Here is a 10,010-nt window from a genome sequence, read left to right as displayed (position 1 = left end):
CCCCAGCCCCTCTCCCAAAGGGACACCCTCACCCCCAGCCCCTCTCCCAAAGGGAGAGGGGAGTTAGGGATCGCACTCCGCGCTGCCGGCACGTTTGCGACAGCGTTGCGTACCAAATAACGACGTAGAGAAACATTTCATTGCTATTTGAATTGCTACTTGAAACGACTCTAATGACCGTCAGGCTGGAGCCGAAAAAAAGGCTAATCTCCCAACTCAGGATCCGGTCGCACCCGCACTTCCATCTGGCGCAACAGCCGCAAGGAGCTCTCCGGCCCGTCGATCATCTGCTGTTCGTTGATCCAGTAGGTGGCAATGCCCAGGTCTTCCAGAAATCGAATGTAGGGATCCGGGGGCGGACCATCGAAAACGGCCGCCTTCTGGACGGAGAAGCCCTGTTCGATCCAGGGGGTGAGGGCAAAGCGCTCGTAATAGAATAATTGCCCCACCACCTCCTGCAGCGCCTCTGCCGCATCTTTGTGGTGTAGCAATTTCACCTCGGCCAAAAGCAGGTTTCCATCTGCCACCGCCAGAAAGTCAAACGTGTGCTGGTCTTCCCGCACCTCCAGCCCGGCCAGGCGGAACCAGCGGCGAAAGTGGTGCAAGATCTCGTTGTGGCGCTCGCTGCGCTCCAACTGACGCCGACGGCGACGCTCTGCCATCAGCGGGTCTGTCCCCGCACAGGAAGGGATCCCACTGCTGCGAAACTGGGGCGGCTCATCCGGATCCAAGACCACCTTACCCCCGGCAGGTTGATGGAGAAGGGGCGGCATCTGGGGCAACAGCTCGGCGGATCCCCACTCCACCTCTGGTTGCGCTGCCAAAGCGAGCAGATGGCGATTGAGAGGGTGCTCAGGGTGGGTGTTGAACAACAGCTTGAGTTGAGAGTGGCTGAACTGAAAATCCAGGCGAAACTGCTCCACCGAAAGGCTGCTCCGCCCCTTCTGCAGAGTCTCCTGGCCAAAGTAGAGCAGCACCAGCAGAGGATAGATGGGCAGGGGGCGATGGGGCGGGATGAGCATGGCCCACATGTCCTCGGTCCAGTGGGGGAGCAAAATCTCCGCTTGCTTGCCCTTGCCCACCACCTGCAGCATTTTGGGATGCCCCGGTTGCCAGCCACAAGGGTGATCGTCGAAGCCGCAGGTTTGCCGCCCTTGATCCACGCTCAAGGGGTAGCGCCCGTCGTAGAGGCGAAAGGGACACAGATCCCGGTCTTCGGCCAGAAAACGCTCGTCCTGCCACAGATGGGCTGCCAGGGCATGACAACCAATGCCCTCCTGGCTGTTACAAGCTTTGAGCCAGCGCCGTTCTGCTAGTTTGCCGCCCACTTTGCTTGGCGCCAGGGGCTGGACAAGGCCATTTTCCCCTTGGTTGAACAAGGGCCACACCAAGGGCTCCCCCGTCTCCGGCAGGGTGGGCAGCAGGGGGTGGACTTTGCTGTAGAAGGGATCGCAAATGCGCTGGGCCACCTGCTGCAGAGGCAGGCCATGGGGGGATCCCACCGCCGGCAGAAGGGATCCCGAGCCGGCCTGGGCGCGATGGTACTGGATGGCCAGCGCCACCTCCACTCCCACCGGACGCAGTTCCGGCGTCAACTGCCGATAGCGCTGCAGCAGCCGCGAGGCTTGCACAAACAGGTCGTAGCGACGAACTGGAACTGCGTCAGCCATAAGGTTGCCGGGGAAATTCTTCGCCGACTTGAGCGAAAGTTGTCTATGGATTTGCCTCTCGGTCTCAAACAAGATCGAGATTGGGTTTGTTGTCTGTGCAAGGGCTGCAACTGCCGAGCGCCGCGGCCCGAAGGCTCGTTTCGCTTGGCACCAGGTCAGTTGTCAGTGTAGTAGAGAAACCCCGGCGCGGAAAGATTTAAGGCTCAGCTTTGTTCCCTCAGACAGGATTGGGTTGGGGCCTCTCCTTCTTTTCAGGATCCGGGGTTGGCTGGGCTACGATGAGAAGCTGTAGCGCCTTTGCCAACTTTGTCAATCATGGCTAGCATCCAACGGGATCCTGAGGTCAACTTGTCGGCTGCCTCGACTCTTGCCCAAGAGTCTCAGCCTTCGGCACCTCCCTTGCCTTTGCCCGTCATGTTTCGCCTAGGCTTATTTCAGATGGGCCTGGGGATGATGTCGCTGCTGACGCTGGGGGTGCTCAACCGGGTCATGATCGACCTGGATCTCTTGGCCATCCCGGCCACGGTGGTGGGGGGATCCCTGGCCATGCACCAGTTGGTTTCCCCGGCCCGCGTCTGGTTTGGGCAGCTTTCCGATGCCAAGCCTTTGTTTGGGACGCACCGCAGCGGCTATGTGCGCCTGGGCTCGGTGCTGTTTGCCCTGTGCATCTTCTTGGCGGTGCAGGTGGTGTGGGGTTTGGGGCAGAGCTTTGCCAGTAGCGGTTGGTCGCTGGCCACCTACGGTTGGATTGCTCTCGCCGCCTTGATGTTTGCTCTTTATGGGCTTTGCCTGAGCGCCTGCTCCACGCCCTTTGCGGCGCTGCTGGTGGATGTTTCCGATGAGCACAACCGCTCCCAGTTGGTGGGGATTGTCTGGTCGATGCTGATGGTGGGCATTGCCGGCGGGGCAATTGGCTCGGCAGTGCTGCTGCGCGGCCTGGATCCCGAGAACTTGCAGAGCACGATCAACCGCCTCTTCATTGTTATTCCTGCTGTGGTGATCCTGCTGGGGGTGATCGCCACCTGGGGGGTGGAAGAACGCTATTCCCGCTATGGATCCCGTTCCACCTTGGCCGGGCGGGAAGACCAGATCACCCTGGGCACGGCCCTCAAGGTGCTCACCGCCAGCCGCCAAACCCTGATCTTCTTTGGCTTTTTGGTTCTGATGACCATGGGCCTGTTTATCCAGCAGCCGGTTCTGGAGCCCTATGGCGGCGAGGTGTTCGGCATGACCGTATCCCAAAGCACCCAGCTCAACGCCTTCTGGAGCCTGGGCGTTCTGGCGGGAATTGTGGTGACCGGATTTCTGATCGTGCCCAGGCTGGGCAAGCAGCCAACGGCTCGGCTGGGCTGCCTGCTGGTGGCGATCTCCTTTGGGTTGACCATTTTGGCAGGGTTTACGGGTGAGCCAGCGATGTTGCAACTGTGCATGATCCTGTTTGGCCTGGCTTCCGGGATCACCACCAACGGCGCCATTAGCCTAATGTTGGACTTGACGGCAGCAGAAACCGCCGGCACCTTCATTGGAGCCTGGGGCCTGGCACAGGCCATGTCGCAGGCGCTCTCTACCCTCATTGGTGGCGCCTTGCTGGATCTGGGGCGGATTCTCTTTCCCTCTTCCCCCGTCCTCTCCTACGCCACTGTCTTCGGGGTGGAGGCGGCGGTGATGCTGCTGGCGGTGTATTTGCTGGGACGGGTGAGCGTAACCGAGTTCCGGGAGAAAACCAGCCGCGCCCTGACCGAGGTGCTGGCGCTGGAGCTGGAAGGCTAACGCCGCTGGGCCGGCTCGTAGTGGGGGCAGCCCTGGCAGGGCCCGCTGGGGTTGACGGCGCAGCGCAGCAGCGGCGAGTGGGCGTTGAACCGACAGGAGGGATCCCCTAGAAATTGGCCAACCTCAGGCGGGGAACTCACGGGGCGCACCAGAGCGCGGATGCCGCAGAGGTGATATTTGCCTTGCCGCAATTGGTAGGAGTGGCGCTTTTCCAAAACCAAATAGTGCTGCTCCGCCAGTTGAACGTAGGTGCCCGGATGGGGGCTGCTCTCCCAGGGGCATTCCTCCACCACCTCTCCCGAATCTGCATCGATCCACTGAATGGGCAAGGTCGGGTTGATGGAAGACATAGGGCGCCAAGGAAGTCAGTTTGGGGCAGCAGACTTGAGAATGCTGGACTGGGTCTGACCCATGATAAAACCTGTGCCGCTTTTCCCAGCAACACCGACTACAGTTAGTACAGACTTTACAGTCGTTTCAAACAAGATTGAGACGCTTTGCCCCCTCACCCCCAGCCCCTCTCCCAGAGGGACACCCTCACCCCCAGCCCCTCTCCCTTTGGGAGAGGGGAGCTAGAGACGTAACAAACTGTTTCATTGCTGTTTGATAATGACTAGATGTTGGAGCGGGCTTGGCGAGCCAGTTGGGTGAGAAAAGCCAGCGGATGACGGTTGTGGAGTTGCTGCTTGAGCCGCTCTTGCAGAATCTCCTCCTGCCAGGGATCCCCCGATTGCAGCCACTCCAGGTAGCTGAGCCCCGCTACCCGCGTCAGGTAGGCCCCGCTGGCCGCCTGCAGGGGGATCCCCATGAGCATCCAGGGGCTGGCTTTGAGGGCAGAGCCCAGGGCCTGGGTGGCCAGCTCCAGTCCTCCTAGCTGCACGATCATTTGGGCCAGGCTGTGGGCCATTTGCTGGGCCTGCTGCAGGGTGATGCGGCGATCGAACACCTGATGCAGCTCGCCGATCATGCGCGCCTGGATGGCCACCCCCGCCAGCACATCCAAAGCCGGAAGAGGGGTCACGGCCAAGGCAGCAGCTGTCGCCCACTGCATCCGTTCCACGATCCGGCGACCCTGTTGGTGGCGCTCTTCCCGCAAAGCCTGCTGGACGGCCTCGCCCAGGGTTTGGGTCTGCAACAGGGCGTTGGCCAGGCGCAGATGGGATCCCTTTTGCTGCAGCAGGCGGGCCATCTGCTGGATGAGGGCGGCAGTATCGGGGGGCTGTGGCTCCCAGGTTTCTTGCCGGGATCCGTCTGGAAAGCAGTAGCGGACTTTCAAGGGCTCTGGGTCGGCAGCAATGGCCACCACCTGCTCAGGGGGGATGACGCCGGCGGTGCGCTGGCGCAGGTGGGCCAAGATGATCTCCACCTCTTCCGGCAGCATTTGATCCGTCTTGTTGAGGGCCAGGATGGTGGATTTCCCCAGCCGGGCCAGCTCCAGCAGCTCGGCATATTCCGAGGCCAGCAGATCCCCGGCCACCACCAAGATCAGCAGATCGGCCTTCTGGGCCAGGGCGCGCGCTTCTGCCTCGCCGGCGCCGCCGATGGTCAGCAGGCCAGGGGTATCGGTGAGGGAGATGGGGCCGCTCCAGCCCTCCAGTTGATAGGTGTGAATGGATCCCTGCTGGGTAGTGCCCAGGGTGGGAGCGGTTTCCCCCACAGGCTGCCCCATCAAGGCGTTGATCAGAGAAGTTTTGCCGGCAGAGGCAGTGCCGAACACCACCAGGTGCAATTCCTCCTGGGCCAGCCGCCGGTCGATTTCCTGCATCTTGGCTTGCAAGGCGCGACGGCTGATGTCGTTTTGCAGCTTCTGGATGAGGCGATCGACATCCTGCAGATCCGCCTGCACCTGATCCCGGGTCAACTTAACCCGCCGTTTGCCTGGGGTTGGATCCCTCTGCTGTTGGCGAGCCTGTTGCCACCAGTGCTGCACCGCCAGCCCTGCCGCCACCGTTCCTCCCAGGATGCCGGCCACCAGCAGATCTGCCAGCGGCACCGAATAGGGAGCAACAAAGCTGTAGATGCCACTAACCCATTGCAGGTATTGGCTGAGAGCCGCCAAGCCCAGCCCCGTCAATAACCACAGCCACGTGGAGCGCGACAGCACCATGCCAACCCACAGCTTGCCCAAATGCCCGATCCGGAACGGAGCCTGATCTCTAGAGAAGCTCTGAAGATCTATCCAGAGGTCTACAAAGGTGAGAGAAGCGATCGCAAATTCAGGACGGCTGAACCCTCTCCGCTGGCAACCCCGGCGCAAGCTGGAGCCGCAGCCTCTTCTTTAGCATAGGGCTTAGTGTAGCTGAGCATACAATTTTTTCGGGTGAGCCGGCGCAGGGACGGCTGACCCCAGCTAGGGAATCAACGAGAGAGGCAGGCACTGGAGAGCGTCCTCAGCCCAAGCGGCCAGGGATCCCCGCCAAAACCGCCGGCGGCTCCAGCGGCGCCGGCAGAAACTCACCCCCCCGGTAGTCCAGTAGCTGCACCAGGAGCAAGTAGCCCACCCCCAGGGCAATGGCCAAAGCTCCCGTAACAATAGCCACCCACTTAGGCCGTTCCACGCTGCGCCTCCCCCGTCAACTGCCTATCCCTACCCATGATGCCCGAAACGACCACTTGCGGCCCAGCCAAGGATGTCTGGAAGTTTTTGTATCCTGAGGGGGTGTGAGGTCTGGAGAGATGATGAACGGGATCCCATCTTGGCGGCGGCAACTGCGGCGTTGGCTGCCCTGGGCTGCCCTGCTGCTGCTCCTGGTGGCAATTGGCTACTGGGTAGGCCCCCGACCTTATCCCCAAGAGCCAGAGCTGCCCACCCTGGCCCCTCTGCCGCAGCACCCCCGCATCCGGGTGGCCTTCAACCAAAGCCGCGAGAGCACCTATCGAGATCCCTATCGCCAGGTCTATCGCTACGGCTACAACCTAGAGGAGTTGATTATCTCTCAGATTCGCTCTGCCCGGCAGTCGGTGGATGTGGCGGTGCAGGAGCTGAACCTGCCTCTCATTGCCCAAGCCCTGGCCGAGCGGCGGCAGGCCGGGATCCCGGTGCGGGTGATTACCGAAAACACCTATGTGCGGGCCTGGCACCAGCTCACCCCTGCCGAAGTGGGGGCGCTGGACGAGCGCAGCCGTCAAAAGTTCGAAGAGTACCGCCACCTGGTGGATGTGAACCGGGACGGACAGTTCTCCCCTGAGGAGATCGCCAGCCGGGATGTCTATGCCCTGCTCGATGGGGGGCAAGTGCCCTGGCTGGATGACACCGCCAACGGCTCCAAGGGCAGCGGCCTGATGCACCACAAGTTTGTGATTATCGACGGGCAGCGGGTGCTGACCGGGTCGGCCAATTTTACCCTCTCCGATATTCACGGGGATTTCGATGCCCCCGGCAGTGTGGGCAACGCCAATCACCTACTGCTGCTCGATAGCCCCGAGCTGGCCCGCATCTACACCGAGGAATTCAACCTCATGTGGGGGGATGGGCCAGGGGGATCGCCCGACAGCCGCTTTGGCGTGCAAAAGCTCAGGCGCCCCCTGGAGACGGTTTACCTTGACGATGCCATCGTGGGGGTGCATTTTTCCCCTGCCAGCCGCTCCCTGCCCTATGAGGCCACCTCCAACGGCCTCATCGCGGCCACCCTGGCCCAAGCGCGGCAGCAGGTGGATCTGGCTCTGTTTGTCTTTACCGACTCAGGCATTGCCAACCAGCTCAGGCAACTGCGCCAGGAGCGTAACGTAGAAATTCGCGGCCTGTTTGACCCTGGCTTTGCCTTTCGTGACTACAGCCGCACCCTAGAGATGTGGGGGCTGCTGCTCCCCGACGAAAACTGCCGGGTGGACGCGGCCCGCCTGCCCTGGACAGTGCCCGCCTCCTCTGTGGGCGTGCCCAACCTCGCTCCGGGAGACAAACTGCACCACAAGTTCGCCATCGTTGACCCCGGCACCCCCCAGGCCACGGTGATCACCGGATCCCACAATTGGTCGGTGGCGGCCAACCACCTCAACGACGAAAACCTCTTGATCATCCGCAACCAGCGGGTAGCGGATCACTTTGTGCGCGAGTTCGAGCGGCTCCTTGCCGAGGCCCGCTTTGGCCCCAGCCGCCGCCTGCAGCAACAGGCGGAAGAGAGAGCCCGCCTCTGCCCCAGCCCTGTCCCCGTTGCCCTCTCCCCATCGGAAGCAGAGCCGGAGCTGCTGGAAGTCGAGGCGATCTTCGTTCCTGACAGGGGATCCCCTTCCCAGCCGGCTACCCCGCAATCTTCTCGCGTGAACTTAAACACCGCCACCGCAGCGGAGCTGGAGCAGTTGCCCGGCATTGGCCCAGGCCTGGCGCAGCGCATCATCGAGGCCCGCCCCTTCTCCTCCTTGGAAGATCTGCAGCGGGTCAAGGGCATCGGCCCGGCCCGGATTGAGCAACTGCGGGATCGGGTCACCTGGTCTCCTGAGCCAGCTCCAGAAAAGCTCCCATACGACGAAACTTTTGGTAGCGCTCCTCCCGCAACTCCCGCCCGCTCAGGGCAGAAAGTTCCTTGAGATGTCGTAGGAGCGCCTCCTTTAGGGTCTGGGCAGCTTCCAGAGGAGCGCGGTGGGCGCCGCCAACCGGCTCTGGCAAGATCTCGTCGATCACCTCCAGTTGCAGCAGATCCTGGGCGGTAATGCGCAGGGCGGCGGCGGCTTGGGGCGCTTTCTTGGCATCTTTCCAAAGGATGGCCGCACAGCCTTCCGGCGAGATCACCGAATAAACGGCGTGCTCAAACATCAAGATGCGATCCCCAACGCCAATGGCCAAAGCCCCTCCGGATCCCCCTTCGCCGATGACAGTGCAGATGATGGGGATCTCCAGCCGAAACAGGGTCTGCAGGTTGGTGGCGATGGCCTCCCCTTGGCCCTCAGCCTCTGCCTTGACTCCCGGATAGGCCCCCGGCGTATCGATAAAGGTCAAGAGCGGCAGGCCAAAGCGGTGGGCGTGTTCCATCAGCCGCAGCGCCTTGCGGTAGCCGGCGGGGTTGGGCATGCCGAAGTTGCGGTGGATGTTGTCTTTGGTGTCGCGGCCTTTTTGGTGGCCCAGGATCATCACCGGCTGATCCCCCAGCTTGGCCAGGCCGCCGACGATGGCCGGATCGTCTTGGCCGTGGCGATCCCCGTGCAGCTCAAACCAGTCGTCGCAGATGGTCTGCACATAGTCCAAGGTGGTGGGGCGGCGGGGATGGCGGGCCACCTGCAGCCGCTCGACAGGCGTAAGCTGGCTGAAAATCTCGCGGCGCAGCTCTTCGGCTTTGGCCTCCAGCTGGCGAATCTGCTCGGAGGCGTCGATGTCGTTTTCTTCGGCCAAGGCCCGAATTTCCTGGATGCGCTGTTCGAGGGCGGCAACAGGCTGCTCAAACTCCAGCAGCAGTCGGTCGGTAGCTTTGGTCATGAGCAGTTGAAGTAACCTTGAGTTAAAGTGTGAGTCTGATGCGGGTCACAGCTTTTGAGGTGGTAGGCTGCTGAAGGCCAGGAGCCACTCGCATGGCGGCGCGTAGCGCTATCTTCTCACATCCGGATTTTCTAAGCTAGAGAAGGCCCTCTTCTGGCTCCGCTCAAACCTGTGTTTTCCTCCTCCCACTCCTCTGCACCTCTTCCCCCCTGGCTGCGCTGGGTGGTGGTGGGATCTGTCGTCCTGGCCATCGCAGGGGGCGCCTTTTGGCACTACGCCCAGCCGGAGCGGCAAATCCAAGTCCACACCCAGAGGTTGCTGCAAGCTGTAGAACGGCGAGATTGGGCCCAAGTAGAAAACTTAGTGGCCGACACTTATCGCGATGGCTGGGGCTTGGACAAAGAGCAGGCACTGGCCTACAGCCGCGAGGTCTTCGGCCAGTTTTTGCGCCTGCGCATCCGGCCTCAAGAGCTACAGGTGCAGCTCGGCCCTGGGGAGCAAGGCCAAGCCACCCTCTGGTTTATTATTGAGGGATCCGGCGGCCCTCTGGCCAACCTGACGCGGGATCAGGTAAACGCGCTGGAACAGCCCTTCCGCCTGGACTGGCAGCGGCGGGATCCCTACCGTTGGGAGCTAGCCCGCGTCGAGAACCCGGCACTGGAGCTACCCCCTATCCCCGCTCAGGGACGGGCAGACCAAAGATGAGGGTCAAACACCAACAGGGGGAGCCGACCCTCGGCGGGCGGGATCCATCCCACAATGCCTCGTTGGCGGCCTTGGGCGGCGTAGCGGCTGGGGAGAGGTTGTACCTGAGAAGCAGCTAGGCGGCGCAGGATTGGCTGACTGGGAAGGGGCATGGCCATCGTTTTCGAGTTATCGACCTGATTGGGTGGGCCGTCCTCACAACTGCCCGCTTGCAGCAACAGAACTCCCTGGGGCAGAAACGGGATCCCGCGGCCCAGCAATAGACGGCTGGTATCCAAAAGCTCAAGGCCGTCCTCCTGAACAGATTGAAAGTCTTGCCAGGCCAAAACCCGTCGCGCCCGTTCAATGGGTAGACCAAAACAGTAGGAGCTCAGTTGAAAGGTAATCAAGGTTTGCTGGTTTCTCAGGTGCTCCTGGCGGGCCAGACGGCGCAAGCGCAGAGGAGAGAGGAGGGCCAT

At 61.9% G+C, this 10,010-nt stretch carries 9 protein-coding genes; 3 read left to right on the top strand and 6 right to left on the bottom strand.

Annotation, left to right across the window (positions count from 1 at the left end; translation table 11 throughout):
* Window positions 1-203 precede the first annotated feature (203 nt).
* A complete protein-coding gene (locus tag NW826_RS05215; RefSeq protein WP_414349157.1) occupies window positions 204-1,670 on the bottom strand; it encodes a hypothetical protein in 1,467 nt (488 codons plus the stop codon).
* Between the two features lie 315 nt (window positions 1,671-1,985).
* On the opposite strand from NW826_RS05215, the gene NW826_RS05210 reads away from it, so the two are divergent.
* A complete protein-coding gene (locus NW826_RS05210; protein WP_414367649.1) occupies window positions 1,986-3,440 on the top strand; it encodes a BCD family MFS transporter in 1,455 nt (484 codons plus the stop codon).
* Here NW826_RS05210 and NW826_RS05205 read toward each other — a convergent pair.
* The 3 genes from NW826_RS05205 to NW826_RS05195 all read right to left on the bottom strand — a co-directional run bounded on the left by NW826_RS05205 (window position 3,437) and on the right by NW826_RS05195 (window position 5,998).
* Complete coding sequence (locus NW826_RS05205; protein ID WP_414335851.1) at window positions 3,437-3,790, bottom strand: DUF6464 family protein; 354 nt, start codon at window positions 3,788-3,790, stop codon at window positions 3,437-3,439. The two genes, NW826_RS05210 and NW826_RS05205, sit on opposite strands and share 4 nt — an antisense overlap.
* A gap of 263 nt (window positions 3,791-4,053) precedes the next feature.
* On the bottom strand, window positions 4,054-5,568 hold the full coding sequence (locus NW826_RS05200) for a YcjF family protein (RefSeq protein ID WP_414341538.1): 1,515 nt from the start codon (window positions 5,566-5,568) through the stop codon (window positions 4,054-4,056).
* A 262-nt stretch (window positions 5,569-5,830) separates the two neighbouring features.
* Window positions 5,831-5,998, bottom strand: a complete 168-nt coding sequence (locus tag NW826_RS05195; protein WP_414333977.1) for a hypothetical protein — start codon at window positions 5,996-5,998, stop codon at window positions 5,831-5,833.
* A 121-nt stretch (window positions 5,999-6,119) separates the two neighbouring features.
* Between NW826_RS05195 and NW826_RS05190 the strand changes: the two genes are divergently transcribed.
* Complete coding sequence (locus NW826_RS05190; protein WP_414509608.1) at window positions 6,120-7,964, top strand: phospholipase D-like domain-containing protein; 1,845 nt, start codon at window positions 6,120-6,122, stop codon at window positions 7,962-7,964.
* Here the strand turns inward: NW826_RS05190 and NW826_RS05185 are convergent.
* A complete protein-coding gene (locus NW826_RS05185; RefSeq protein WP_414337353.1) occupies window positions 7,861-8,847 on the bottom strand; it encodes an acetyl-CoA carboxylase carboxyltransferase subunit alpha in 987 nt (328 codons plus the stop codon). The two genes, NW826_RS05190 and NW826_RS05185, sit on opposite strands and share 104 nt — an antisense overlap.
* A 171-nt stretch (window positions 8,848-9,018) precedes the next feature.
* On the opposite strand from NW826_RS05185, the gene NW826_RS05180 reads away from it, so the two are divergent.
* Window positions 9,019-9,552 (top strand): hypothetical protein, encoded by a 534-nt coding sequence (locus tag NW826_RS05180; protein WP_414509607.1) that lies wholly within the window; start codon window positions 9,019-9,021, stop codon window positions 9,550-9,552.
* Here NW826_RS05180 and NW826_RS05175 read toward each other — a convergent pair.
* A complete protein-coding gene (locus NW826_RS05175; RefSeq protein ID WP_414509606.1) occupies window positions 9,528-10,010 on the bottom strand; it encodes a hypothetical protein in 483 nt (160 codons plus the stop codon). The two genes, NW826_RS05180 and NW826_RS05175, sit on opposite strands and share 25 nt — an antisense overlap.

The sequence above is a fragment of the Synechococcus sp. OH20 genome, from assembly GCF_047502685.1.
Lineage (GTDB): Bacteria > Cyanobacteriota > Cyanobacteriia > Thermostichales > Thermostichaceae > Thermostichus.
Note: the sequence above shows the minus strand (reverse complement) of the source record. Positions and strands in the feature narration are given on the sequence as shown.

What these genes read in the sequence shown, in the direction of transcription:
- NW826_RS05215 (WP_414349157.1), bottom strand. Translation starts at nt 1,670, where the DNA reads ATGGCTGACGCAGTTCCAGTTCGTCGCTACGACCTGTTTGTGCAAGCC.
- NW826_RS05210 (WP_414367649.1), top strand. Translation starts at nt 1,986, where the DNA reads ATGGCTAGCATCCAACGGGATCCTGAGGTCAACTTGTCGGCTGCCTCG.
- NW826_RS05205 (WP_414335851.1), bottom strand. Translation starts at nt 3,790, where the DNA reads ATGTCTTCCATCAACCCGACCTTGCCCATTCAGTGGATCGATGCAGAT.
- NW826_RS05190 (WP_414509608.1), top strand. Translation starts at nt 6,120, where the DNA reads ATGAACGGGATCCCATCTTGGCGGCGGCAACTGCGGCGTTGGCTGCCC.
- NW826_RS05185 (WP_414337353.1), bottom strand. Translation starts at nt 8,847, where the DNA reads ATGACCAAAGCTACCGACCGACTGCTGCTGGAGTTTGAGCAGCCTGTT.
- NW826_RS05175 (WP_414509606.1), bottom strand. Translation starts at nt 10,010, where the DNA reads ATGGCCCTCCTCTCTCCTCTGCGCTTGCGCCGTCTGGCCCGCCAGGAG.